This window comes from Pseudomonas sp. A2, from assembly GCF_023100865.1.
Taxonomy (GTDB): Bacteria; Pseudomonadota; Gammaproteobacteria; order Pseudomonadales; family Pseudomonadaceae; genus Aquipseudomonas; species Aquipseudomonas asiatica.
On record NZ_CP039127.1, the window covers coordinates 5,029,376 to 5,056,157 of the forward strand.

Annotated in this window: 21 protein-coding genes; 10 read left to right on the forward strand and 11 right to left on the reverse strand. The window is 62.5% G+C overall.

Translation table 11 applies throughout. The features are described 5' to 3' along the window. Nucleotides 1–42: 42 nt before the first annotated feature. Entirely contained in the window at nt 43–792 is a 750-nt protein-coding gene (locus E5221_RS23320; RefSeq protein WP_247846527.1) for a TIM barrel protein, read from the reverse strand. Between the two features lie 93 nt (nt 793–885). Here E5221_RS23320 and E5221_RS23325 point away from each other — a divergent pair, with 93 nt between their 5' ends. The 9 genes from E5221_RS23325 (at nt 886) to E5221_RS23365 (ending at nt 16,811) form a co-directional block, all read left to right on the forward strand. Then, the gene (locus E5221_RS23325; protein ID WP_123085003.1) at nt 886–1,788 is read left to right on the forward strand and encodes a GntR family transcriptional regulator; all 903 of its coding nucleotides are present in this window, start codon (nt 886–888) and stop codon (nt 1,786–1,788) included. 212 nt (nt 1,789–2,000) lie between these two features. Beyond that, nucleotides 2,001–4,457 (forward strand): membrane-bound PQQ-dependent dehydrogenase, glucose/quinate/shikimate family, encoded by a 2,457-nt coding sequence (locus tag E5221_RS23330; RefSeq protein WP_247846528.1) that lies wholly within the window; start codon nt 2,001–2,003, stop codon nt 4,455–4,457. Nucleotides 4,458–4,894: 437 nt separating this feature from the next. Beyond that, complete coding sequence (locus E5221_RS23335; RefSeq protein WP_015271685.1) at nt 4,895–6,949, forward strand: GGDEF domain-containing phosphodiesterase; 2,055 nt, start codon at nt 4,895–4,897, stop codon at nt 6,947–6,949. Between the two features lie 158 nt (nt 6,950–7,107). Beyond that, a complete protein-coding gene (locus E5221_RS23340; RefSeq protein ID WP_182328997.1) occupies nt 7,108–8,445 on the forward strand; it encodes an imelysin family protein in 1,338 nt (445 codons plus the stop codon). Between the two features lie 314 nt (nt 8,446–8,759). Next, entirely contained in the window at nt 8,760–10,187 is a 1,428-nt protein-coding gene (locus E5221_RS23345) for a di-heme oxidoredictase family protein (protein WP_247846529.1), read from the forward strand. Nucleotides 10,188–10,207: 20 nt separating this feature from the next. Beyond that, complete coding sequence (locus E5221_RS23350; RefSeq protein WP_182328995.1) at nt 10,208–11,272, forward strand: imelysin family protein; 1,065 nt, start codon at nt 10,208–10,210, stop codon at nt 11,270–11,272. Nucleotides 11,273–11,274: 2 nt separating this feature from the next. After that, on the forward strand, nt 11,275–12,372 hold the full coding sequence (locus E5221_RS23355) for a DUF1513 domain-containing protein (protein WP_061552429.1): 1,098 nt from the start codon (nt 11,275–11,277) through the stop codon (nt 12,370–12,372). A gap of 233 nt (nt 12,373–12,605) precedes the next feature. Then, nucleotides 12,606–13,754: an efflux RND transporter periplasmic adaptor subunit gene (locus E5221_RS23360; RefSeq protein WP_247846530.1), complete on the forward strand. Its 1,149-nt coding sequence runs from the start codon at nt 12,606–12,608 to the stop codon at nt 13,752–13,754. 12 nt (nt 13,755–13,766) lie between these two features. Next, on the forward strand, nt 13,767–16,811 hold the full coding sequence (locus E5221_RS23365) for a multidrug efflux RND transporter permease subunit (protein WP_247846531.1): 3,045 nt from the start codon (nt 13,767–13,769) through the stop codon (nt 16,809–16,811). Nucleotides 16,812–17,108: 297 nt separating this feature from the next. Here E5221_RS23365 and E5221_RS23370 read toward each other — a convergent pair whose 3' ends face one another. The 5 genes from E5221_RS23370 to colR all read right to left on the reverse strand — a co-directional run bounded on the left by E5221_RS23370 (nt 17,109) and on the right by colR (nt 20,821). Continuing rightward, entirely contained in the window at nt 17,109–17,342 is a 234-nt protein-coding gene (locus E5221_RS23370; RefSeq protein WP_013974086.1) for a hypothetical protein, read from the reverse strand. After that, nucleotides 17,339–18,040, reverse strand: a complete 702-nt coding sequence (locus E5221_RS23375; protein ID WP_013974087.1) for a lipopolysaccharide kinase InaA family protein — start codon at nt 18,038–18,040, stop codon at nt 17,339–17,341. Before E5221_RS23375 ends, E5221_RS23370 begins: the two co-directional genes overlap by 4 nt. A gap of 6 nt (nt 18,041–18,046) precedes the next feature. Then, nucleotides 18,047–18,730, reverse strand: a complete 684-nt coding sequence (locus E5221_RS23380) for a class I SAM-dependent methyltransferase (protein ID WP_013974088.1) — start codon at nt 18,728–18,730, stop codon at nt 18,047–18,049. Between the two features lie 107 nt (nt 18,731–18,837). Beyond that, nucleotides 18,838–20,148 (reverse strand): HAMP domain-containing sensor histidine kinase, encoded by a 1,311-nt coding sequence (locus E5221_RS23385; RefSeq protein ID WP_182328992.1) that lies wholly within the window; start codon nt 20,146–20,148, stop codon nt 18,838–18,840. Next, the gene (gene colR / locus E5221_RS23390) at nt 20,138–20,821 is read right to left on the reverse strand and encodes a two-component system response regulator ColR (RefSeq protein ID WP_003255215.1); all 684 of its coding nucleotides are present in this window, start codon (nt 20,819–20,821) and stop codon (nt 20,138–20,140) included. The genes E5221_RS23385 and colR overlap by 11 nt, the downstream gene beginning before the upstream one ends. Nucleotides 20,822–21,004: 183 nt before the next feature. Here colR and E5221_RS23395 point away from each other — a divergent pair, with 183 nt between their 5' ends. Beyond that, nucleotides 21,005–21,733 carry a phosphatase PAP2 family protein gene (locus tag E5221_RS23395; RefSeq protein ID WP_085721017.1) on the forward strand — a complete coding sequence of 243 codons (729 nt, stop codon included), beginning with the start codon at nt 21,005–21,007 and terminating at the stop codon, nt 21,731–21,733. Nucleotides 21,734–21,899: 166 nt separating this feature from the next. Here E5221_RS23395 and groL read toward each other — a convergent pair whose 3' ends face one another. The 5 genes from groL to E5221_RS23420 form a co-directional block, all read right to left on the reverse strand. After that, on the reverse strand, nt 21,900–23,540 hold the full coding sequence (groL, locus tag E5221_RS23400; protein ID WP_013974091.1) for a chaperonin GroEL: 1,641 nt from the start codon (nt 23,538–23,540) through the stop codon (nt 21,900–21,902). Nucleotides 23,541–23,588: 48 nt separating this feature from the next. Then, nucleotides 23,589–23,882, reverse strand: coding sequence for a co-chaperone GroES (locus tag E5221_RS23405; protein ID WP_003260750.1), 294 nt, complete (start codon nt 23,880–23,882; stop codon nt 23,589–23,591). A 333-nt stretch (nt 23,883–24,215) separates the two neighbouring features. Then, nucleotides 24,216–24,677, reverse strand: coding sequence for an FxsA family protein (locus tag E5221_RS23410; RefSeq protein ID WP_039612990.1), 462 nt, complete (start codon nt 24,675–24,677; stop codon nt 24,216–24,218). Nucleotides 24,678–24,744: 67 nt separating this feature from the next. Further along, on the reverse strand, nt 24,745–25,476 hold the full coding sequence (locus E5221_RS23415) for a DUF2470 domain-containing protein (protein ID WP_039612991.1): 732 nt from the start codon (nt 25,474–25,476) through the stop codon (nt 24,745–24,747). 149 nt (nt 25,477–25,625) lie between these two features. Continuing rightward, nucleotides 25,626–26,636, reverse strand: a complete 1,011-nt coding sequence (locus E5221_RS23420) for a DUF481 domain-containing protein (RefSeq protein WP_061552434.1) — start codon at nt 26,634–26,636, stop codon at nt 25,626–25,628. Nucleotides 26,637–26,782 lie beyond the last annotated feature (146 nt).

Sequence of the window (26,782 nt, forward strand, 5' to 3'; positions counted from 1 at the left end):
TCGGATTTTTCGGGGCATGCGAGGGGCCAGAACGCCCTGTTTTCAGGAAGCGTACCGATCAAGCCAGCCAAGGCTATCTACGGTGGCACCCGTAGGCCGATACTCACATCCAACCCACCCCGCATACCCGCGCTGCTCCAGCGCCGCCAACAACCCCGCAACATCCATCTGTCCCGTTCCCGGCTGATGCCGCCCCGGACAGTCGGCTACCTGCACATGCACCGTCCGCTCAAAGAACTGCGCCAACACATCGGCAGCATTTCCAGTCAGCAACTGTGCATGATAAAGATCAAGGATCAGCCCCATACCGGGATGCGCCTCCAGTACCTGCTGCGCCTTGCCGAAATCGGACATGTAATACCCCGGCATTGCCTGCGTGCAGATCACCTCGATCAATGGCCGCAGCCCCTGGTCCTCAAAATACTTCACGGCATAGTCCAGGTTGCTCGCATACACCTTGTCGGCGCCATCCTCGTGGGTTACCCCGGACATCAGGTGCACATCCGCACACGCCAGTGCGCGGGCATAGCTGACGGCCTGGCGTAACCCGTCACGGAATTCGAGCTCCTTGCCCGCCACAGCAGCAATGCCCTTGGAAACGCCGGCCGGCGCGGCAAACTGGACCAATGGCAACGCATATTGCGCCAGTTGATCAGCCAACAAACTCGCGTCGAATTCATAGGGTGACGGGAATTCCACCGCGCGAAATCCGGCGGCGGCAGCGGCTTCGATACGCTGCAGAAAAGGCAGTTCATTGAACTGGAAGCCGAGATGAGCATTGAATTTGAGCATACGTATAGATCCATCCGTGTGTGGTATTTTCCTGCCCCCAGTCCGACCCGAATCTGCTGGATCGACTGAAGATAACCATTCGGAATACAGCCTGTGATAAAGAAAGATCTCGCCCTGCAGTTGGCCCCTCGCGTCATCGAGATGATCCGCGCCCGGTCGATGAAGGCCGGCGAGCCATTGCGCGAGCAGACCTTCGCCCAAGCCTTCGATGTCTCCCGCTCCCCCATTCGCAGGGTATTTGCCCTGCTCGCCGAGTGGAACATCGCGGTGCAGGAGCCCAATCGCGGCTACTTTCTGAAACAGGACGCCGGGCAGATCCAGGAAACCACTGTACCGCCCACCTGCGACCCATTCGAAGACTTCTACCTGCGCGTGGTGGACGACATCCTCAGCGGGGAAATCCCTGCCGAATTCTTTGAGGCCCAATTACTGCGACGCTACTCCGTGCCCCGCGGGCAACTGCTCAAGGTCCTCAACCGGCTGGCAAGCGAAGCCATGGTGGAGCGCAAGCCCGGGCAAGGCTGGAGCCTTAACGAATTCGTACACAACGCCCAGACCCACATCCAGAGCTACCGCTTCCGCATGGCCATCGAGCCGGCCGCACTGCGCGAACCAGGCTACAAGGTCAACCAGGCCGCATTTGCCAAAGCCCGGGAGCAACAGCAGGCCATGCTCGACGGCGAAATTCACCAACTCTCACGTGCCCAACTGTTCGAAATTGGCGCCCAGTTTCACGAAATGATCGTGCAGTGCTCGGGCAATCTCTTCTTCATAGATGCCATACGTCGGCAAAACCAGCTCAGACGCTTCATGAGCTACAAAGCCAACGTCGACCGCAGTCGCCTGATGACGCAATGCCTGGAGCACCTGCACCTGCTCGACTTGATCGAGTCCGGTCGGCGTGAAGAAGCCGCTCAGTTTCTCTGGAAACATCTGGACGAAGTCGGCCGGCTCAAGACCCGTCAGGATGCCTTGCTGGAAAGCCAGCAGGCGTAACCCCTTCCCCCGCCTAGCTTTCATTACCCGCGCGTTCAGATCAGGGAAGGCAGCTTAGACATTGCCTTCTTTTCACGCAAGATACAAAACCACCCTGAGATCCAGCGCCAGGAGTAAATTTCGCGCCACTTATTGTATTTCATTGCAAGAATAAGCAATTATGCGCGCCGCTCGGACGCACTGTGGCACCGAATCACACAGGGATGATTGCAATGAAACAAGGAACGTTGGCTAACGGGACGGGGGTCTCCAGCCTGCTGTTCGGGGTGTACACGATTCTGCTGGCCCTGCTTGGCCTGACGCTGGCCTGTCAGGGAAGCACGCTGGTCAGTGCCGGCGGCTCGCCTTACTACGCAATGATGGGTACCGCATTGCTGCTGTCAGCCGCACTCATGGGTCTGAAGAAGTCGCTCGGCATCTATCTCTACGGTGCAGCATCCCTGGCCACCTACGGCTGGGCAATCTGGGAATCCGGCTACAACGGCTGGGCCTATATCCCACGTCTGGCATGGCTGGTACTTCTCAGTGTGATCTTTCTGGCCTTCTGGCCTCTTGTCCGGCGCGACTTTGCCAAAGTCAACAAGGCACTGTATTTCAGCATCATGGGGGGGCTGCCGCTGCTGATGGCGGCCACCATCCTGACACCGCTGTTCTTCCCCAACACCGTTCACCTGGCCGACTCGCCCGCTATCACCGCCCATACACAGCAACCCTTCAGCCGCAGTACGGTGACCTCACCGGACGCCAATGTCGCCGCGTCCCACGACAAGACCAACTGGACCGCCTATGCCGGCTCCAACCTCGGCAACCACTATTCCGCTGCGGCGCAGATTACCCCAAGCAACGTTTCCGGCCTGGTCAAGGCCTGGGAGTATCATCATGGCGATGTGAAACAGCCTGGCGAAAAAACCAAGTATCTGAACGAGGCCACGCCAATCAAGGTTGGCGACTCGCTGTATACCTGCACGCCCAAGCAAATCATCATTTCGTTGAGCGCCACTACCGGCAAAGAGAACTGGCGCTACGACTCGAAAGTCGACCCGGACTATTTCGCCAACGGTGGTGCCTATTGCCGTGGTGTCTCGTACTACGAAGTACCCAATGCCAGTGGCCTATGCGCCAAACGCATCATCTGGGGCACCAACGACATCCGCCTGGGTGCAGTTGATGCGCTCACCGGGCAGGCCTGCCCAGATTTCGGCACGGCAGGCTTTGCCGACCTCAAGGACGGCCTGGGCACGTTCCGCAAAGGCTCCACCGGCATCACTTCTGCACCACTGGTAATCCGCGGTGTGGTCATTACCGGTGGCCGCGTGCTTGATTCGGATGTGCGCCCAGCGCCATCAGGTGTGGTTCGCGCCTACGACGCAGTCAGCGGCAAACAGAAGTGGGCCTGGGACCTCGGTCGCCCCGACAGCACTGCGCCTGCCGACGCCGATGAAACCTATACGCTCAGCACGCCCAACTCATGGGCGCCGATTTCCGCCGACGACGAACTGGGGCTGGTCTACATCACCACCGGCAATGCTGCAGGCGACTTCTATGGCGGTACCCGTACCGAACAGGAAGACAAGTTCAGCTCTTCACTGGTGGCCCTGGATGCGCTCACCGGCAAGGTCAAATGGCATTTCCAGACCGTCCATCACGACCTCTGGGACTACGACCTGAGCCCACAACCGGCGCTGATCGATTTCCCCACGAGCAGCGGCCCACGCCCGGCCGTCATTCAAGCGACCAAATCGGGCCAGTTGTTCGTCCTCGACCGCGCCACCGGCGCACCGCTGGTCGACGTGGTGCAGGCTGCCGTCCCGCAGGGTACTGCCCCTGGAGACTACACCGCGGCGACGCAGCCGCTGTCACCAAGCATGCCGAGCACCATGGGCCGCCCATCGAAAAGACCGGAAGTGCTGAACGAAGCCGACGCCTGGGGCCTGACGCCGTTCGATCAGTTGCAATGCCGCATCGAGTTTCGCCAGGCGCGTTACGAAGGGATCTTTACACCGCCGGTAGTCGGCCAGCAAAGCCTGATCTTTCCCGGCCATCACGGCGGCCTGAACTGGGGCGGAGTGATGGTGGACCTGCAGCGAGGCCTGCTGATCATCAATAACCAGCGGTTGCCGTACATGCAGGGGCTGGTTCCACGCGAACAGCTCGATGCGATCAATGCCAAGTCGTTCCAGGAGTCGCCGGGCAATAACCAGGGGTTCCGCGTCCAGGCCGGTCTGCCGTTCGGGGCAATCAAGGCCCCATGGATGTCAGCGCTGGAACAGCCGTGCATCGCACCACCCTGGGGGTTCATCTCCGCTATCGACCTGCGCACACGTGAAGTGCGCTGGAGCCGCCCGTTCGGCACCGGCTATGACAGTGGGCCCTTGGGCATCCCCTCGAAACTGCGCTTCGAAATCGGCACTCCGAGCGACGCCACTGGCGTGGCTACAGCAGGAGGCGTGACCTTCATTGGCGCTGCCATCGACCGTTTCATGCGCGCCTACAACAGCGAAAGTGGTGAATTGCTGTGGGAAGAGCGCCTACCGGCCGGCAATCAGGCTTCACCCCTGACCTACATGAGCGAAGGGCGGCAGTACGTTGTTGCCGTGGTCGGCGGGCATGACCGGATTCCGACCAAGCTGGGTGACAGCATCATTGCCTGGGCGCTGCCGGAAAAATAGCGCGCCCGCTGCGTAAAGGCGCTGCTCGGCACTGAAAGCCAGGCGCTGACATACCCGCTATCAACCAATCATCGACAGCCGATGGCGCGCCGTGCGCCGTCGGGTGGTAGTTGCCGTTCATCGCAGGGACCCGTCCGCTTCTCCAGCGGCGTGCAAATCAGACCCGCCCCACAGGCGCTACTCCATTTGGAGGAATGTGCCATGCCTGAGGGGGCGGGCTTGCCCGCGAAGCGGTCGACACGGTTTTCATCCACGCCCCACCCGCAAAACGCTTGCTCAGCCCGCATACCACGCTAACATCAAACCTCTGGAAGATTGTCACGGCGCATTCAAGTTGCGGGGTCAGGCAACCGATACACTTCTGATGGTCGGCCGATAGTGTATCGTCATCGTTGATGGCAAAATGATGCCATGCGCATGGATTAAGGAAACCCCCATTGAAGCTGGAATTGCGGAACAGCTTGTCGGTCAAGTTGCTCAGGGTCGTGCTGCTGTCGGCGCTAGCGGTCGGTGTCGTGCTCAGCTGTGCGCAAATCGTCTACGACACCTACAAGACCCGCCAAGCCGTGAACAGCGATGCCCAACGCATCCTCGACATGTTCCGCGACCCCTCGACCCAGGCGGTATATAGCCTCGACCGCGAAATGGGCATGCAGGTGATTGAAGGCCTGTTCCAGGATGAATCGGTACGCATGGCCTCCATTGGCCACCCCAACGAAACCATGCTCGCAGAAAAGTCCCGCCCGCTGCAGGACATGTCCATGCGCTGGCTGACCGACCTGATCCTCGGCCAGGAACGTACCTACAGCACGCAACTGGTCGGCCGCGGCCCCTACAGCGAATACTACGGCGACCTGAGCATCACCCTCGACACCTCGTCCTACGGCGAAGATTTCCTGATCAACGCCGTGATCATCTTCATTTCCGGCGTGCTGCGGGCCCTGGCCATGGGCCTGGTGCTGTATCTGGTCTACCACTGGCTGCTGACCAAACCGCTGTCGAAGATCATCGAGCACCTCACCCAGATCAACCCCGACCGCCCCAGCCAGCATCAGCTACCGCTGCTCAAGGGCCACGAGAAGAACGAGCTGGGCCTGTGGGTAAATACCGCCAACCAGCTGCTGGCCTCGATCGAGCGCAACACCCACCTGCGTCACGAGGCGGAAAACAGCCTGCAACGTATGGCCCAGTACGACTTCCTCACCGGCCTGCCCAACCGTCAGCAACTGCAGCAGCAACTGGACAAGATCCTCGTCGACGGTGGCCGCCTGCAACACCGCGTGGCGGTACTGTGCGTAGGCCTGGACGACTTCAAGGGCATCAACGAGCAGTTCAGCTACCAGGTCGGCGACCAGTTGCTGCTGGCCCTGGCCGACCGCCTGCGCGCCCACAGCGGCCGACTGGGCGCCCTGGCACGCCTGGGTGGTGACCAGTTCGCCCTGGTGCAGGCCAATATCGAGCAGCCCTACGAGGCCGCCGAACTGGCGCAGAGTATCCTCGACGACCTGGAAGTACCGTTCGACCTCGACCACCACCAGCAGATCCGCCTGCGCGCCACCATCGGCATCACCCTGTTCCCGGAAGACGGCGACAGCACCGAGAAGCTGCTGCAGAAAGCCGAACAGACCATGACCTTGGCCAAGGCCCGTTCGCGCAACCGCTACCAGTTCTACATCGCCAGCGTCGACAGCGAGATGCGCCGCCGTCGCGAACTGGAAAAGGACCTGCGCGAAGCCCTGCCACGCAACCAGCTGTACCTGGTGTATCAGCCACAGATCAGCTACCGCGACCACCGCGTGGTCGGTGTCGAAGCACTGCTGCGCTGGCAACATCCGGAGCTGGGCATGGTGCCCCCGGACCAGTTCATCCCCCTGGCCGAACAGAACGGCAGCATCATCGGCATCGGCGAATGGGTGCTCGACCAGGCCTGCCGGCAATTGCGCGAATGGCACGACATGGGCTTCAGCGACCTGCGCATGGCGGTCAACCTGTCCACCGTACAGCTGCACCACAACGAGCTGCCGCGGGTGGTCAACAACCTGCTGCAGGCTTACCGCCTGCCACCACGCAGCCTGGAACTGGAAGTCACCGAGACCGGCCTGATGGAAGACATCAGCACCGCTGCCCAGCACCTGCTGAGCCTGCGCCGCTCCGGAGCACTGATTGCCATCGACGACTTCGGCACCGGCTACTCGTCGCTCAGCTACCTGAAATCGCTGCCGCTGGACAAGATCAAGATCGACAAGAGCTTCGTCCAGGACCTGCTGGACGACGATGACGACGCCACCATCGTCCGCGCCATCATCCAGCTGGGCAAGAGCCTGGGGATGCAGGTAATCGCCGAAGGCGTGGAAACCGCCGAACAGGAAACCTACATCGTCGCCCAGGGCTGCCATGAGGGCCAGGGCTACCACTACAGCAAGCCGCTGTCGGCCCGTGAGCTGACCAACTTCCTCAAGCAGGCACAGCGAAACCAGGTTTCGATGTTCTGAGCCGCCTGCCCGATTACAGCCCGTGACCGGCATTTACACGAATTGCATGCCCGCCCCCTTTACAGCAAATGCAAATCTTTCGCATGATGTTGTCGTTTCGCGTGCCACGGCGCACCGTCCACCCCTTGGTCCAACCACACGATGCAGGAAAACCAACAATGATTCGAATGCCTCTGGCCTCCGCCAGTCTGCTGGCCATTGCCATCGCTCTCGCCGGTTGCGGTGAAGGCAAGGACGACAAGGCCGCCGCGCCGCAAGCCCAGGCACCTGTTGCCGCCAGCACCACCGCTGCAGCGCCCGGGGCTGTCGACGAAGCCGCCGGCAAAGCCGTGGTCAAGCATTACGCCGAGCTGGTCTACGCCGTGTACAGCGACTCGCTGAGCACCGCCAAGACCCTGCAGACCGCAGTCGACGCGTTCCTGGCCAAGCCGAACGACGAAACTCTGAAAGCAGCCAGGGAAGCCTGGGTCGCCTCGCGCGTACCGTACCTGCAGAGCGAAGTATTCCGCTTCGGCAACACCATCATCGACGACTGGGAAGGCCAGGTGAACGCTTGGCCGCTGGACGAAGGCCTGATCGACTACGTCGACAAGAGCTATGAGCACGCCCTGGGCAACCCGGCGGCCAACGCCAACATCATCGCCAACACCGAGATCCAGGTGGGCGAAGAGAAGATCGACGTCAAGGACATCACCCCCGAGAAGCTGGCCAGCCTGAACGAACTGGGCGGCTCTGAAGCCAACGTCGCCACCGGCTACCACGCCATCGAGTTCCTGCTCTGGGGCCAGGACCTGAACGGCACCGGCCCGGGCGCGGGCAACCGTCCGGCGTCGGACTACCTGGAAGGCAAAGGCGCCACCGGTGGCCACAACGACCGCCGCCGTGCCTACCTGAAAGCGGTCACCGACCTGCTGGTCAAGGACCTCGAAGAGATGGTCGGCAACTGGGCACCGAACGTTGCCGACAACTACCGCGCCAAGCTGGAAGCCGAGTCGGTCAACGACGGCCTGCGCAAGATGCTGTTCGGCATGGGCAGCCTGTCGCTGGGCGAACTGGCTGGCGAGCGCATGAAGGTTTCGCTGGAGGCCAACTCGCCGGAAGACGAGCACGACTGCTTCAGCGACAACACCCACTACTCGCACTTCTACGATGCCAAGGGCATCCGTAACGTCTACCTGGGCGAGTACACCCGCCCGGACGGCAGCAAGGTGACCGGCCCGAGCCTGTCGTCGCTGGTGGCCAAGGTAGACCCGGCCGCCGACGCCACCCTCAAGGCCGACCTGGAAGCCACCGAAGCCAAGATCCAGGTGATCGTCGACCACGCGCTCAAGGGCGAGCACTACGACCAGCTGATCGCTGCCGACAACGCAGCCGGCAACCAGATCGTGCGTGACGCCATCGCCTCCCTGGTCAAGCAGACCGGTGCGATCGAGCAGGCCGCGGGCAAGCTGGGCATTGCCAACCTGAACCCGGATACCGCGGATCACGAGTTCTGATCCTGCTGTAGCGGTTCTGAAAGAGGCGGCCTTCGGGTCGCCTTTTTCGTTCAGGCAACACACACCCTTGTAGGAGCGGCCTTGTGTCGCGAAAGGGCTGCAAAGCAGCCCCAGGATTTCGGCGCCGATGCAAACAATGCCGGGGGCCGCTTTGCGGCCCTTTCGCGACACAAGGCCGCTCCCACAAGAGACCGAGCATGCCGACATGGCCAACTGACACCGATTTCATCCAGCAATTGCAAATTGCTCTTATTCAAACTCACTCACCCTGCTAAGCTTGCACGCCGGTTTTTCGCTCACGCCCAGGATTTTCGATGTCCTTGTCGCTGTCCCGACTCTCCCCCCTGCTGCTGGCCTTTGCCCTTGCCGCCTGCGACGACGCCCCGCGTTTCACCCAGGCCGAGCCCGGCGAAGCGTTGTCGGGCGGCAAAGCCACCGTGCAGCGTACTGACCGCAATGCCTATTCCCTGCCCTCGGCCAACCTCTCGCCCGAGCGGCGCCTGGACTTCGCCGTAGGCAACAGTTTCTTCCGCAACCCCTGGGTGATCGCCCCGTCCACTACCACCGCCCGTGACGGCCTGGGCCCGCTGTTCAACACCAATGCCTGCCAGAACTGCCACGTGCGCGACGGCCGCGGCCACCCGCCAGAGCCGGGCGACAGCAACGCCGTATCGATGCTGGTACGCCTGTCGATCCCCGACCAGCCCTACCTGGCCAAGGTGGTCGAACGCCTCGGCGTGGTGCCGGAGCCGGTCTATGGCACCCAGCTGCAGGACATGGCCATCCCCGGCGTGACGCCGGAAGGCAAGGTGCGGGTGAGCTACACCAGCGAAACGGTGTCGTTCGAGGATGGCCACCAGGTCGAGCTGCGCAAGCCGGCCCTGCAGATCACCCAGCTCGGCTATGGCGTGATGCACCCCGACACGCGCTTTTCGGCGCGGGTGGCGCCGCCGATGATCGGCTTGGGCCTGCTCGAAGCCATCCCCGAAGCCGACCTGCTGGCCAACGAGGATCCCGACGACCGCAACCGCGACGGCATCCGCGGCCGGGCCAACCGGGTGTGGGATGACGCCCAGGGCAAAACCGTGGTCGGCCGCTTCGGCTGGAAGGCCGGGCAGCCCAACGTCAACCAGCAGAACGTGCATGCCTTTGCCGGCGACATGGGCCTGACCACCACCCTGCAGCCCAACGACGACTGTACCCCGGCGCAGGCCGACTGCCTGGCCGCGCCCAACGGCGACGGTGCCGATGGCGAGAAGGAAGTCAGCGATAATATCCTGCGCCTGGTCACTTTCTACACCCGCAACCTGGCCGTGCCGGCCCGCCGCGATGTTGGCTCGCCGCACGTGCTGGCGGGCAAGAACCTGTTCTACCAGGCCGGCTGCCAGGGCTGCCATACACCGCAGTTCACCACAGCCGCCAATGCCGCCGAGCCGGAGCTGGCCAACCAGTTGATCCGCCCTTACAGCGACCTGCTGTTGCATGACATGGGCCCGGGCCTGGCCGACGAGCGCACCGAATTCGCCGCCAACGGCCAGGACTGGCGCACCCCGCCACTGTGGGGTATCGGCCTGAGCGAAACGGTCAGTGGCCACAGCCAGTTCCTGCACGACGGCCGCGCCCGCAACCTGCTCGAAGCCGTGCTCTGGCACGGTGGCGAGGCCGAGGCGGCACGCAATTTCGTACTCACTTTCAATGCCGAGCAGCGTGCCGCGTTGCTGGCTTTCCTGAACTCACTTTAAAAAGCGCAAAGGAGCCGGGCATGTTCCGACCCAAACTGTTGTTCACCAGCCTCGCCGCACTCGCCCTCGGCGCCTGCTCGCCGCAGGACCCGCAAGCCGTGACCTCCGCTGCCATCGCCAAGCAGGTGATCCTGCCCACCTACAGCCGCTGGGTCGAAGCCGACCGCACGCTGGCCGCCAGCGCCCTGGCCTACTGCGAAGGCAAGGAAACCCTGGACAAGGCCCGTGCCGACTTCCTCAACGCGCAAAAGGCCTGGGCCGAACTGCAACCGCTGCTGGTCGGCCCGCTGGCCGAAGGCAACCGCGCCTGGCAGGTACAGTTCTGGCCCGACAAGAAGAACCTGGTCGGCCGCCAGGTCGAGCAACTGGTCAACGCCGACCAACCGGTCGATGCCGCGGCCCTGGGCAAGGCCAGCGTGGTGGTACGTGGCCTGTCGGCCTACGAGTACATCCTGTTCGACAGCAAGCCGGACATCGCCACAGCCGAGCAGAAAGCCCGCTACTGCCCGTTGCTGGTGGCCATTGGTGAACACCAGAAAACCCTGGCCGAAGAGATCCTCAAGGGCTGGAACAGCACCGACGGCATGCTCTCGCAGATGACCAAGTTCCCCAACCAGCGCTACGCCGACTCCCACGAGGCCATCGCCGACCTGCTGCGCGCCCAGGTCACCGCTCTGGACAGCCTGAAGAAAAAGCTCGGTGCGCCGATGGGCCGCCAGAGCAAGGGCATTCCGCAGCCACTGCAGGCCGAAGCCTGGCGCAGCCACAGCTCGCTCAAGAGCCTGGAGGCCAGCCTCAAGGCCGCCGAAGCGGTCTGGGTCGGGGTCGACAACCAAGGCCTGCGCGGCTTGCTGCCCAGCGATCAGAAAGCCCTGGCAGACAAGATCGACGCCGCCTACGCTGCCTCGCTCAAGCTGCTGGCCGACAATCAGAAAACCTTGGGCGAGCTGCTGGCCGACGACGCTGGCCAGCAAACCCTGAACCAGATCTACGACAGCCTCAACGCCGTCCACCGCCTGCACGAAGGCGAGCTGGCCAAGGCGTTGAACATCCAGCTGGGCTTCAATGCCAACGACGGTGACTGATCATGCTGCGACGCCAGGCCCTCAAACTCGGTAGCGTATTGCTCAGCGCCCTCACCCTGGGCGGCTGGAGCCTGTTCCGCAACAAAGGCAGCGAGCCCCTGCTGCTGTCGGCGCGTGACGACGGCGACGGCAAGCACTATGCGGTCGGGTTCCGCCTGGACGGCACCCAGGTGTTCAGCACCCAGGTCGCCCAACGTTGCCATGCCATCATCCATCACCCGGACCTGCCGATCGCGCTGTTCGTCGCCCGCCGTCCCGGCACCGAAAGCTACCTGGTCGACCTGCGCGACGGGCGCCTGCTGCAAACCGTCACCTCGCAGCCGAACCGGCACTTCTACGGCCACGCGGTCATCCACAAAGGTGGCGAATGGCTGTATGCCACCGAGAACGACACCACCGACCCGGGGCGTGGCGTACTCGGTGTGTACCGCTTCGAAGGCGAGCGCCTGGTGCACAGCGGGGAGATTCCGACCCACGGCATCGGCCCGCACGAAGTGGCCTGGCTGCCGGACGGCGAAACGCTGATCGTGGCCAACGGCGGTATCCGCACCGAAGCCGAAAGCCGAGTGGAGATGAACCTCGACGCCATGGAACCGAGCCTGGTGCTGATGCAGCGCGACGGCACCCTGCTGAGCAAGGAAACCCTGGCCCAGCAGATGAACAGCGTGCGCCACCTGGCGGTGGGCAGCGATGGCACCATCGCCGCCTGCCAACAGTTCATGGGCGATGCCGATGAAACCGCCGAACTGCTGGCGATCAAGCGCCCGGGCGAGCCGTTCATGGCCTTCCCGGTACCGGAGCGGCAGTTGCAGGCCATGGCCCAGTACACCGCCAGCGTGGCTATCCACAGCGAGCTGCGGCTGGTCGCGCTGACCGCGCCACGAGCCAACCGCCTGTTCGTCTGGGACCTGGACAGCGGCGCGGTGCGGCTGGATGCGCCAATGCCCGATTGCGCGGGGGTGGGCGCGGTACAGGACGGCTTTGTCGTCACCTCCGGGCAGGGCCGTTGCCGGTTCTATGATTGCCGCAAGGCCGAGCTGGTCGGGCAACCGATGAACCTGCCGTCCGGTTTCTGGGACAATCACCTGCATCTCGTCTGATTTTCGGGTTGGCTGTACTGGCCCCTTCGCGGCTAAAGCCGCTCCCACAGGAATAGCGCAACCCGTTGACTGCGCGTTCCCTGTGGGAGCGGCTTTAGCCGCGAAGAGGCCGGCCCAGGCATTCCACTCCCCTTCCCCCAAAAAACAGTCAATACTTCCCCCATCCACACGTGGGCAGGATCGCCCGTTGTCGTGTCTAAGCGAATAACAACCGCATCCAAGGAACCGGACCTATGCTGCGCCGCCGCATGCTCATCATGTTGGCCGTGGTTCTGCTGATCGTGCTGGCCCTGGGGGGCTACAAAGCCTTTTCGATCTACCAGCAGATCCAGATGTTCACTGCCCCCAAGCCGCCCATCACCGTGGCGGCCGCCTTGGCCGAACAGCGCCCGTGGCAAGAGCGCCTGCCCGCTGTCGGCAGCCTCAAGGCGCTACAGGGCGTTGAGCTGAGCCTGGAAGTGGAAGGCATCGTCAAGGCCCTGCATTTCGACTCAGGCCAGCAGGTCAAGGCCGGGCAACTGTTGCTGCAACTCAACGACGACCAGGAAACCGCCCTGCTCGGCACCGCCCAGGCTGACCTGGGCCTGGCCAAGGTAGATTTCGGCCGTGGCAGCCAACTGGTCGGCGACTCGGCCATCTCCCGCGGCGAATTCGACCGCCTCACCGCCCAGTACCGGCGCAATCAGGCGGTGGTCGACCAGCTCAAGGCATCGAAGACCAAGAAGAGCATCAGCGCTCCGTTCAGTGGCACCATCGGCATTCGCCAAGTGGACGTCGGCGACTATCTGGCCGCCGGCACGGTGATCGCCACCCTGCAGGACACATCCAGCCTCTACGTCGACTTCAACGTACCGGAACAGGCCCTGCCGCACCTCAGCCTGGGCCAGCAGGTGCTGGTGCAGGTGGCCGCCTACCCGGGCCAGACCTTCCCCGCCAGCCTCAGCGCCATCAACCCCAAGGTCGAGGAAACCACGCGCAACCTGCTGGTGCGCGCGACCATGGCCAACCCGGACAGCAAGCTGCTGCCGGGCATGTTCGCCAGCCTGCTGATCCTGCTACCCAACCCGCAGCCACACGTGGTGGTGCCGGAAAGCGCCATCACCTACACCCTGTATGGCAACTCGGTGTATGTCGCAACGCCGAAAAAGGACAAGGACGGCAAGCCACTACACGACGACAAGGGCCAGCCGCAGCTCACCGCCGAGCAACGCGCGGTGCAGACCGGCGAGCGCCGTGACGGCGTGGTGGTGGTCAGCAAGGGCCTGCAGGCCGGGGAACAGGTGATCACCGCCGGCCAACTGAAGCTCACCCCCGGCGCCGCGATCCGCATCGGCCAGGACAAAGCCCTGAAGCCCGCACAGGGCGCGCCGGGCAAGGACTGACAGGAGGCTGGCATGGCGTTCACCGACCCGTTCATCCGCCGCCCGGTGCTGGCTAGCGTGGTGAGCCTGCTGATCCTGCTGCTGGGCTTCCAGGCCTGGAACAAGCTGCAGATCCGCCAGTACCCGCAAATGGAAAATGCCCTGATCACCGTAACCACCGCCTACCCCGGCGCCAACGCCGAGACCATCCAGGGCTATATCACCCAGCCGCTGCAGCAAAGCCTGGCCAGCGCCGAAGGCATCGACTACATGACCTCGGTGAGCAGACAGAACTTCTCGATCATTTCCATCTACGCCCGCATCGGCGCCGACAGCGACCGGTTGTTCACCGAACTGCTGGCCAAGGCCAACGAAGTGCGCAACAAGCTGCCCCAGGACTCCGAAGACCCGGTACTGAGCAAGGAAGCCGCCGATGCTTCGGCGCTTATGTACATCAGTTTCTACAGCAAAGAGATGAGCAACCCGCAAATCACCGACTACCTGTCGCGGGTGATCCAGCCCAAGCTGGCGACCCTGCCGGGCATGGCCGAAGCGGAAATCCTCGGCAACCAGGTGTTCGCCATGCGCATCTGGATCGACCCGGTGAAACTGGCGGGCTATGGCCTGTCTGCCATCGACGTGACCAATGCCGTGCGCCGCTACAACTTCCTTTCCGCGGCCGGCGAGGTGAAGGGTGAATACGTGGTCACCAGCATCAACGCCAGCACCGAGCTGAAGTCGGCCGAGGCGTTCGCCGCCCTGCCGGTCAAGACCAGTGGCGACAGCCGCGTGCTGCTTGGCGATGTGGCGCGGGTCGAGATGGGGGCGGAAAACTACGATACGGTCAGCTCATTCGACGGCACCCCATCGGTGTACATCGGCATCAAGGCCACACCAGCCGCCAACCCGCTGGACGTCATCAAGGAAGTGCGGCGCATCATGCCCGAGCTGGAAAGCCAGCTGCCCTCGGCGCTGAAGGTATCGATCGCCTATGACGCCACGCTTTTCATCCAGGCCTCCATCGACGAAGTGATCAAGACCCTCGGCGAAGCGGTACTGATCGTCATCGTGGTGGTGTTCCTGTTCCTCGGTGCCCTGCGTTCGGTGCTGATTCCGGTGGTGACCATTCCGCTGTCGATGATCGGCGTGCTGTTCTTCATGCAGATGATGGGCTATTCGCTCAATCTGCTGACCCTGCTGGCAATGGTGCTGGCCATCGGGCTGGTGGTGGACGACGCGATCGTCGTGGTGGAAAACATCCACCGGCACATGGAAGAAGGCAAGTCGCCGTTCGACGCCGCCCTCGAGGGCGCCCGCGAAATCGCCATGCCGGTGGTGTCGATGACCATTACCCTGGCGGCGGTGTATGCACCGATCGGCTTCCTCACCGGGCTGACCGGCGCATTGTTCAAGGAATTTGCCCTGACCCTGGCCGGTGCGGTGATCATATCCGGCATCGTTGCCCTCACCCTGTCACCGATGATGTGCGCGCTGCTGCTGCGCCAGGAACAGAACCCCAGCGGCCTTGCCCACCGCCTGGACGTGCTGTTCGAACGCCTGAAGGTGCGCTACCAGCGCCTGCTGCACACCACCCTCGACAGCCGGCCCGTCGTGCTGGTGTTTGCCGTGATCATTCTGTGCCTGATTCCGGTACTGCTGAAGTTCACCCAGAACGAACTGGCGCCCAACGAAGACCAGGGGGTGATCTTCATGATGAGCAGTTCACCCCAGCCGGCCAACCTTGATTACCTCAACGCCTATACCGACGAATTCACCCCGCTGTTCAAGGCTTTCCCGGAGTATTACTCGTCGTTCCAGATCAACGGTTTCAATGGCGTGCAGACCGGCATCGGCGGCTTCCTGCTCAAGCCCTGGAACGAGCGCAAGCGCACGCAGATGGAGCTGCTGCCGCTGGTGCAGAGCAAGCTCGAAGAAATCAGTGGCCTGCAGATCTTCGGCTTCAACCTGCCGTCGCTGCCCGGCACCGGCGAGGGCCTGCCATTCCAGTTCGTGATCAACAGCGCTGGCGACTACCCGGCACTGCTGGATGTGGCCCAGCGCATCAAGGCCCGCGCCCAGGAATCCGGCAAGTTCGCCTTCCTCGACATCGACCTGGCCTTCGACAAGCCCGAGGTGGTGGTGGATATCGACCGGGCCAAGGCGGCGCAGATGGGGGTGTCGATGGACACCTTGGGCAGCACCCTGGCGACCTTGCTGGGCGAGGCGGAAATCAACCGCTTCACCCTCGAAGGCCGCAGCTACAAGGTGATTGCCCAGGTCGAGCGGCCTTACCGCGACAACCCCGGCTGGCTGAACAACTACTACGTGAAGAACGACCAGGGCCAACTGCTGCCGCTATCCACCCTGATCACCCTTACCGACCGCGCCCGCCCGCGCCAGCTCAACCAGTTCCAGCAGCTGAACTCGGCGATCATCCAGGGCGTGCCCATGGTCAGCCTGGGCGAGGCGCTGCAGACCGTACAGGGCATCGCCCGTGAGGAGGCTCCGGAAGGTTTCGCCTTCGACTATGCCGGCGTGGCGCGCCAGTACGTGCAGGAAGGCAGCGCGCTGTGGGTGACCTTCGGCCTGGCATTGGCGATCATCTTCCTGGTGCTGGCGGCGCAGTTCGAAAGCTTCCGCGACCCACTGGTAATACTGGTGACGGTGCCGTTGTCGATCTGTGGCGCGCTGCTGCCACTGTTCCTTGGCGTATCGAGCATGAACATCTACACCCAGGTCGGGCTGGTGACACTGATTGGGCTGATCAGCAAGCACGGCATCCTGATTGTCGAGTTCGCCAACCAGTTACGTGAGGAGCGCGGCATGAGTGTGCGCGAGGCGATCGAGGAAGCCGCGGCGATTCGCCTGCGGCCGGTGCTGATGACTACGGCAGCGATGGTATTTGGCATGGTACCGCTGATCCTGGCGACTGGTGCGGGGGCAGTCAGCCGCTTTGACATCGGTACGGTGATTGCCACCGGGATGTCGATTGGTACGCTGTTTACCCTGTTCGTGTTGCCTTGTATCTACACGTTGCTGGCGCACAAGGCGGTTGCCAGGGAAACATCGGTTGCCTGAACAGGCCTCTTCGCGGGCTCGCCCGCTCCCACCTGGCCAGCATCGACTTTGAGGTTTGCGCAGGACCGGTAGGAGCAGCCTTGTGCTGCGAAGGGGCCCCTACTGCCGAAGAAGCACTGTTGCCCTGCTGGCCTCTTCGCAGCACAAGGCTGCTCCTACAAATACTGCACAGGTCTTGAACCTTGCGCGTTACCTGTGGGAGCGGGCAAGCCCGCGAGAAGAGGCCGGCGAGGCAAATGCAAAAATGCCAGAGGCCCCGCAATCGCGAGGCCTCTGGCATTTCCATCTACACCGGGTTCAACCGAACGGCCGCAACCCCTGGCGCATGCCGAACAGGAACAGCAACAGGTCCTGATCCGGCGCGGCCTCGGCTTGTTGCTGCGGTTTCATTTCCCGCGGCAACGCGCACTGGTCGGCCAGTTCGGCCTTGCTGAACACCGTCGGCTTCGGCTCCTCCCAGGCAGCCACCGCCACGGTGGTCACCGCCAGGCCAGCTACCAGGAACAAAGCTCGAGCTATTTCTAGTTTCATTGCCCTAACCCTTTGACAGCGCTGCCAAACGCCATCTGGTAAAAGTAGAGCAGTGTTTGCCATTCCGCGTCATTCATCGACGAATGGCGGCGCAGCTGGCGCAGGTCATTGCCCGCCGCACGCTGGCAGCTGATGCGCCGACGGCATTTTTCCAGGTCCAGCAGCGCGACTTCGACCCGGGCCTGCTCGCCCTCGCCAATCACCTTGACGAACACATGCTTGCCATACAGACAACCGTGCTGCCAGTGCCCCAGGTGCATGCGCGCCAGGTTGTCCGCCAGGTCCTTGAGCATGCGCTCATGCACCACCTGCGGGTAACGCTCGCGGGCACCTTCGGCATGCCAGGTATCGAGTTCGACGAAACCGTCGAGTGCTTCGCTCACCAATAGCGCACGCCACTGCTTGTCGGCACCACGTTCGGCGCCACAGAAGACGATGCGCGGTACACGCACGCCCAGTTGCTCGAAGCTGTTCAACGCATCGAGCTCACGCAATACGGTCGGCCGGCCGAAAGGGTGCAGCAGGCTACGGTAGATATGCCCGACCTGGCGCTTGGCATACAGCAGCTTGCCATTGCCATCGTCGAGGCGTTGCACACCGCTCTCGCCACCACGGCGCTGGTTAGGCTCCTCGACCCACTCGCCCTGCTGGCGCCAGTAAAAATCGAACCGCGACTCCCCGCTCTGGGCTACAGCCATCAAACACTACCCCTTACGCAATACATATACCCGCCACATGGCATAGAACGGCAGGAAGTCGAGGCGTTCCTGGATTCTGAAGCCGGCGGCTCGGAATTCTTCTTCGACCGTGTCGGCCGGTAACACAAAACGGTTCTGGTAATTGTCCTGGTCGCCCTTCCTGGACCTGCGGCGCTGTTCCAGTTTTTTCCGGCGCCATGCCTTGAAATTACCATCCACCCACAATGACAGGATCACACTATCACGGCTAACCCGTTGAAATTCCGAAAGAATGGTCTTTCTGTGCGCCGCTTCGCCGATGTGGTGGAACAAGCGCATGCAGAAGATGCTGTCCACCGAATTGTCCGGCAAGTCGATGGCAAATGCCGAAGTCTGCAAAGGGCGTACCCGTGCCACCACCTCTGGCGCTTGCGCGGTACAGGCTGTCTCGATCATCGCTTCTGAGTTGTCGGCGCCGATGATCACCCGGTTGGGCTTTTCTGCCAGCAACGGCCAGAAGCGGCCGGCACCGCATGGCAGGTCGAGGACAAGCCCAGGCTCACCAGCCAATGCCAAGGCACGACGCGCCAGCTGCTCATCACGCTTGTGGGAAAGGCGTCGCGCCAGGCCATCCTGGTGCTTGAGAAAGTACTCGCGGGCATGTTCTTTGTCGTACTTCTCGGAAAATTCAAGCTTGATGGGGCTACGCATTGGGCATCTCCTGACTCCATTCCGGCCACATTAGGTAAGTAAGCGTAGGAATCAGGTCATGCTGATGTGAAAAATATGTTGAGCGCCGAATGGCCTGTAACAACAGATTACTCGACCAAAGCCTCCGGATCGCCCTTGACCGCGGTATTGCTCAGGTCGACCACGAAACGGCAGCCGTGGGGCAAGGTTGACGTGAGGGTGACATGCCAACCCTGGTCATCGCAGATGCGCTGTACCAGCGACAGGCCCAGGCCCAGGCCCTCACCGCGCCGCTCATCGCCGCGCACGAACGGCCGGAACATCGCCTCGCGCTGTTCCTCCGGGATACCCACGCCACTGTCCTCCACGCTGAAGCCGTTGGCTTCCAGGCTCAGGCGGATGTAGCCGCTGTCGGTGTAGTGCGCGGCATTACGCAGCAGGTTGCCCATTACCGACTGCAGGAAGGTGGCGTTGTACAGTACCGGGCTGGCACTGACGCGGCCATCGTAATACAAGGCCAGGCCCTTCTGCTCGATGGTGTCGCGCCAAACCCCGACCAGTTCGTCAGCCACCTCCCGCAGGGTGGCCCGCGATGCCACCGCACCCTCGTCGCGCTGTGCCCGGGCCAGCATCAGGAAGGTCTTGACCAGCTCGCGCATTTCTTCCGTGGCCCGCGCCACACGCTCCACCTGGCTGCGCGAGCGGGCGTCCAGCGTCGGGTTTTCCATCAGCAGCTCACACGAGGTGGCCAGCACCATCAAGGGTGTGCGCAATTCATGGCTGACGTCGCTGGTGAACAACCGTTCGCGGGTCAGCGCATCGCGCAGGCGGCCCAGGGTATCGTCGAAGGCTACCGCCAGCTGGCCGACTTCGTCCGCGGCATAGTCCGGTGCCAGCGGCGGGGCCAGGCCCAGCAACTGGTCACGGTGGCGTACCTGGCGCGCCAGGCGGATCACCGGCGCCATCACCCGGCGCGCCACCAGCCAGCCGAGGATCACCGCCAGTACCAGGCTGAGCACGAAGCCCACCACCACCACCGCGAACAGCAAGCGCTCGCGCTCTTCGAAGTCGCTCTGGTCCTGCAACAGCACATAGCGACGGCCATCGACGATCTCGACCATCGCGTGGTACGACAGTTGATCGCGGAATACCTCGTGGAAGCCGCGGTCAAGGTGGCGCAGGTCCTTGGGCAGCTCGAAGTCGTCGCGCCCGCCGCTGAAATAGAACAGCTGGTCGGGGCGGGGGCGGTGGCTCCAGTCGCTGACGCTGTCCATGCGCAGCAGGCGCTGCAGGTCACCGCCCAGCACCGACGAAATCAGCCGCTCTTCGACCAGGTGCACGGTGCCGACGATGCCAAAGGCGAAGGCCCCGGCCACCAGCGCGCTCATCAGGGCAAAGGCGATGATGATGCGCTGGGCAAGGCTTTGCTTAAACTCCATCACGGCCCTCGGCGAGGCGATAGCCGACGCCATGGACGGTATGCAGCAGCGGTTTTTCAAACGGCTTGTCGATCACCTGGCGCAGCTGGTGCACGTGGCTGCGCAGGCTGTCGCTGTCAGGGCAGTCATCGCCCCACAGGGCTTCTTCCAGCACTTCGCGACGCAATACATGCGGACTCTTCTGCATCAGCACCGCCAACAGCTTGAGGCCGACCGGGTTGAGCTTGAGCAAGCGGCCCTGGCGGGTGACTTCGAGGGTGTCCAGGTCATAACTGAGGTCGGCCACCTGCAAGGTGCGGCGCCCGCCCCCCTGGGCCCTGCGCAGCACCGCTTCGATGCGGGCAGCCAGCTCCGACAGGGCGAAGGGCTTGAGCAGGTAATCGTCGGCACCGGAGCGGAAGCCCTGCAGGCGGTCGTCCAGTTGGTCGCGGGCGGTGAGCATGATCACCGGCGTATCGCGGCGGGCGTCTTCGCGCAGGCGCTTGCACAGGGTGTAGCCGTCGATGCCCGGCAACATGATGTCGAGCACGATCAGGTCGTAGTGCTCGGTGGCTGCCAGGTGCAGGCCGGACAGGCCATCCTGGGCACAGTCGACGGTGTAACCCTTCATGCCCAGGTAATCGGCCAGGTTGGCCAGGATATCGCGGTTGTCTTCAACCAAAAGAATGCGCATCGGTTTCTCCTGTGCGGCGCTTCTCGCTGTGGTGCGCGGCAGGCGCAGCTTAAGGCCTATGCCTGCAGGGTGCCAGCCCCAGGGAAAATTCAGCGCACTTGACGGTTTTTTCACTGATCCTTCACGGACACAGGATAGCGGGCGGCCGACAATGCCCGATCTTTTTCGCGCCCTGGAGCCGCCATGCAGCAACCAAATCGCCCCCGCCCGATCAATTTCTGGCTTTACCTGGGGCTACCCCTGGCGACCGCAATCGGCCTGATTCTGCTGGAACTGACATCGGTCGACATGGACATTGCCAACCTGTTCTTCGACCCTGCTGCCGGGCAGTTCATCGGCCGCCACAGCTATTTGCTGGAGAACATCCTGCATGACAGGGTCAAGCAGGGGGTGATCCTGCTGGGAGTGATGTCACTGGTGACCTTTGCTGCCAGCTTCTTCTGGAAGCGGCTGTTCGGCTGGCGCCGTGAGCTGGGCTGCCTGGTACTGGCACTGGGCCTGTCCACGGCGTTTGTCACACCGCTGAAGAAAGTGACCCAGGTGCAATGCCCGTGGAGCCTGACCCAGTTTGGCGGGAAGGAAACCTACAGCAAGCTGCTGGAACCGCGGCCGGCGACCGACAAGCCCGGGCTGTGCTGGCCGGGCGGGCATGCCGCCACCGGGTTCTGCCTGTTCGGGCTGTTCTTCATGTTGCGTGATCGCAAGCCGCGGCTGGCGCGGGTGGCGTTGACGGTGGCCTTCGTCGCCGGGTCGGTGCTGTCGCTAGGGCGGATGATGCAGGGAGCGCACTTCCTGTCGCACAACGTGTGGACGGCGGTGTTCTGCTGGTTGATCGGCTTGGGGTCCTATTATCTGATCCTGTATCGGAGGGGAATGGCTGAGGTGCCTGCTGCCGAGCGTAGCGTCGCCTGAACCCGGGGCCGCTTTGCGGCCCTTTCGCAGCACAAGGCTGCTCCTACAAGAGTACGCGATCGTCTGTAGGAGCAGCCTCGTGCTGCGAAAGGGCCCTCACAGGAAAACAAAAAAGCCCCGGTTCTCGCGAACCGGGGCTTCTCATGGTGCAGGGGGTAAGGCTGGCTTACATCATGCCGCCCATGCCACCCATGCCGCCCATGTCAGGCATGCCAGCAGCTGGCTTGTCTTCCGGCAGGTCAGCAACCATGGCTTCGGTGGTGATCATCAGACCGCCGATCGAAGCAGCAGCTTGCAGCGCCGAGCGGGTGACCTTGGCTGGGTCCAGGATGCCCATCTCGATCATGTCGCCGTATTCGCCGGTAGCAGCGTTGTAACCGAAGTTACCCGAACCTTGCTTGACCTTGTCAGCGACAACGCTTGGCTCGTCGCCGGCGTTGGCAGTGATCTGGCGCAGCGGCGCTTCAACAGCGCGACGCAGCAGGGCGATACCGACGTTCTGGTCTTCGTTGTCGCCTTTGAGGTTGGCAATGGCAGCCAGGGAGCGAACCAGGGCTACACCACCGCCAGGTACCACGCCTTCTTCAACGGCTGCACGGGTAGCGTGCAGGGCGTCTTCAACGCGGGCTTTCTTCTCTTTCATTTCAACTTCGGTGCCGGCACCGACCTTGATCACGGCAACACCGCCAGCCAGTTTGGCCAGACGCTCTTGCAGCTTCTCACGGTCGTAGTCCGAGGAAGTCTCTTCGATCTGGGCACGGATCTGCTTGACGCGTGCTTCGATCTCGGTGTCGGCGCCAGCGCCGTCGATGATGGTGGTGTTTTCCTTGGACAGGATGACGCGCTTGGCGTTACCCAGGTGCTCCAGGGTAGCGGTTTCCAGCGACAGGCCGATTTCTTCGGAGATGACCTGGCCGCCAGTCAGGACGGCGATGTCCTGCAGCATGGCCTTGCGGCGGTCGCCGAAGCCCGGAGCCTTGACCGCAGCAACCTTGACGATGCCGCGCATGTTGTTGACTACCAGGGTAGCCAGGGCTTCGCCTTCAACGTCTTCGGCAACGATCAGCAGTGGGCGGCCGGCCTTGGCAACGGCTTCCAGAACTGGCAGCAGCTCACGGATGTTGGAGATCTTCTTGTCGACCAGCAGCAGCAGCGGGCCTTCCAGCTCGGCAACCATGGTGTCCGGCTTGTTGACGAAGTACGGGGACAGGTAGCCGCGGTCGAACTGCATGCCTTCAACGACCGACAGTTCGTTTTCCAGGCCCGAGCCTTCTTCAACGGTGATCACGCCTTCTTTACCGACTTTTTCCATGGCTTCGGCGATGATTTCACCGATGGAGTTGTCGGAGTTGGCGGAGATGGTACCTACCTGGGCGATGGCCTTGGAGTCGGCGCATGGCTTGGACAGGTTCTTCAGCTCGGCGACGACGGCAGCGGTGGCCTTGTCGATGCCGCGCTTCAGGTCCATCGGGTTCATGCCGGCAGCGACGGCTTTCAGGCCTTCGTTGACGATGGCCTGAGCCAGGACGGTAGCGGTGGTGGTGCCGTCACCGGCAGCGTCGTTGGCCTTGGAAGCAACTTCCTTGACCAGTTGGGCGCCCATGTTCTCGAAGGCGTCTTTCAGCTCGATTTCCTTGGCGACGGAAACGCCGTCCTTGGTGATGGTCGGAGCGCCGAAGCTCTTGGCCAGCACCACGTTACGGCCTTTCGGGCCCAGGGTCGCTTTTACCGCGTCAGCCAGAACGTTGACACCAACCAGCATTTTCTTACGAGCGGAATCGCCGAATTTTACGTCTTTAGCAGCCATGATCGTTTAATCCTTGGAATTCTTTGGAGTAACGGGAAGTCGGGGAAATCAGCCTTCGATAACGGCGAGGATTTCGTTCTCGGCCATGACCAGCAGGTCTTCGCCATCGACTTTCACGGTGTTGCTGCCCGAGTAAGGGCCGAAAACCACTTTGTCACCCACTTTCACGGCCAGTGCGCGAACTTCGCCGTTGTCCAGGATGCGACCGGTGCCGACGGCGACGACTTCGCCGCGGTTTGGTTTTTCAGCGGCCGAACCCGGCAGGACGATACCGCCAGCGGTTTTCGATTCTTCTTCGCTGCGACGGATAACGACGCGGTCATGCAGAGGACGAAGCTTCATTGTCGATCTCTCCCAAATTGTGGTTTTCATCGGCCGGTGTCGACACCGGCGGGTTGTTGCTGTCCGGCGTTGCCGGGGTGGCCCGCAATGGGCGAACCACCTGAGTTATGCCTGGTGTTGCCACCAGAAACCTTGCGGTGACCACATACATGAGGCCGCCATATTCAATTACAAGGCTTGCTTCAGAAAATTTTTCATCAGCGCCTTGGCCCCGCAAAAAGCTGGGGCCGCTTTGCGCCCCTTTCGCGACACAAGGCCGCTCCCACAGAAGGTATGCATTGCCTGTGGGAGCGGCCTTGTGTCGCGAAAGGGCCGCAAAGCGGCCCCCGGTTATTACTTGTCGCGGCGCTCGTACTCGCCTTCGATCACATTCGGCCTATGCCCGCCATCACGCGGCCGGGCCTGGAACGGGTCGTCCTGGAAGGCGCGCTGTCGCATGGCCTGGGCCTCGGCACGCTCGCGCATCTTGCGCGCGGCCAGATGACGGGTGAATGGCAGCAGGCACAGCAGGCCCAGCACGTCGCTGATGAAACCTGGCAGCAACAGCAGGCCACCACCAACGGCCAGCATCATGCCCTGGAACATGTCCTCGGCGGGCAGTTCGCCACGCTGCAGGCTTTCACGGGCGCGCAGTGCGGTTGCCAGCCCGGCCACGCGCATCACCAGCACACCCAGGGCGGAGCCGGCGATGATCAGCAGCAGTGCCGGGAAGAAACCGATGGCGGCACTGACCTTCACGAAGACGAACAGCTCCAGCACGGGAAACAGGAGAAACAGCAGTAGAAAAGCACGCATCAAAGCATTCCTCGTCGGAAGAGAACCTTCCTGTAAGACCAACAGATGGATGCGTGCGCTCGGCTTTTCAACCCTCGACTTCCGTCGCAACCGGCCACTGGTCGGCGCGAGCCAGCAAAACCAGGGCTTCGCGGACTTGTGTCGGCGTGTTGCAAGTACTTGGGAAGGGCAACCAGTAAACCGCCTGGCCAATACGCAGGTGCATGCCTTCACTGTCCACCCCGACCATCTGTGCTGGCGCATGGCGTGGCAAATCGGTCAGCTCCACATAATGGGCGATGGCGTTGGCGTGGTCGTTGTTCATGTGCTCGACCATGCTCGTCTCGGCCTTGCCGGCGAACGGGTTGGCCAGGGTCACCTGATCGAGCCAGTGGATCGCGCCGAAGCCGCCGATGTAGCGGTGGCGCACCGGCTGCAGCACCCAGAAGTCGAAGTCGTGGGCCTTGTGGTAGTTGGCCGCGTCCGGGAAATAGCGGTAGTAACGCTCGGCGGCAGCCTCGATGGCGGCCTCCTCCACCAGCTTGTGCGCCTCGGCCATCACTGTCAGGCGCCCCACGGCCTGCACGTCCTCGGCTTCGCGCTCACCTACCAGCAGCGAGCACTTGGGGTCCTTCTGCAGGTTGTGCGTGTGCTGGGCGATGCGGCTGATGAGGATCAACGGGTTGCCCTGGGCGTCCAGGCAGTACGGCACGACCGAGCCGAAGGGGTAGCCGGGCATCGACTTGGAATGGGTCGAGAGCACGCCGCGGTATTCCTTGAGCAGCAGCTCCCGGGCGGGACGGATGGCATTGGTACTCACTTGGGGGCGGCTCCTGATATCGGGCTGGATGGGACAAGATAAGCATTATCAGATCCAGTGCCAATGGGGCTGCTTTGCAGCCCATCGCGACACAAGGCCGCTCCTACAAGGGATCGCGTACATCCTGTGTCGCGATGGGCCGCAAAGATTTACCAGGTGACGCCGAAGCCTGCGGTATAGCGGGTCTTGTCCAGGTCACTCTCACGGGTACCGGTGATGATGTCCTTCTCCGCCTTGAGGTTGAGCGAGGCCCATTCAGTGACCTTGTAGCGCAGGCCAACTTCGGCATCCAGCGCATAGTCGGCCACGCCACCCAGCGGCTTGGCGAACTCGCCGTTGGTGAACAGTTGCACATTCTTGCCAATCAGGTAGCGGGTGTAGTCCCACTTCACTGCCGCAGAATAGAAGTTGTCCTTGGCGCCATCCTGGTATTCGAAGTCGGTGCGGTTGATCAGCGACCCCAGCGAAAACGCGCCCAGTTCGTCGTCCCAGAACTGGTAACCCGGGCCGGTACCCACGGTGCGCTGGCGAGCAAGGTCTTCGATGCGATCGCGCTTGTACTCCATGCGCCCTTGCCAGAACCACTTCTCGGTGAGGAAGCGGTCCAGGGCATACTCGGCACTCCAGTTGTCTGTGGTGGTGACGTCGTCCTTGGTCTCGCGGTTGTATTCGCCTTCGGCATTGTGCCGCCAGCGGCCATGGCGGGCGCTGGTCTTGAAGCCGACGTCGTAGTCGTCGGTGTCGTTCTCGGCGCGCTTGTAGTCCAGCGCCACGTCGACGTTGCCCTTCCACACGAAATCCTCGACCAGGGGCTTGGGCTTCATGATCTGCTCAATGCTGGCCAGCTCCACGGTCTTCGGCGCCTCGCCATTGGCCAGGGTCACCTTGCCAGGCTCGGCGGCCTTCAGCGACTTGGCGCGCTCACCGCTGTAGGCGTCCTGCTTGACCAGCATCTCCTGGTCGCTCTCCAGGGTCTGGACCTCTTTCCAGTCCAGGGCGATGGAACCGCCATAGGGGGTTTCCAGCAGCAGCTTGCCGCCGTCGAAGACTTTGATCTTGCCGCTGAGACGGTCACCGTTCTTCATCCATACGGTGTCGGCGAACACCGGGGAGGCGCAGAGGGAAACAGCAAGCAGGCACAACAAGGATCTAGAATACATAAGCGGGCTATGATTTTCGGACTACAGGTTCGATTTGGCGAAAAAAGCCGGGCATTATCCGGATAACGACGACCAGAGCAAGAAAAGACCGGGAGCATGCCGTTGAGTTCAACTCTCATTTGCCAGACCGCCGGTCCGGTTTCATC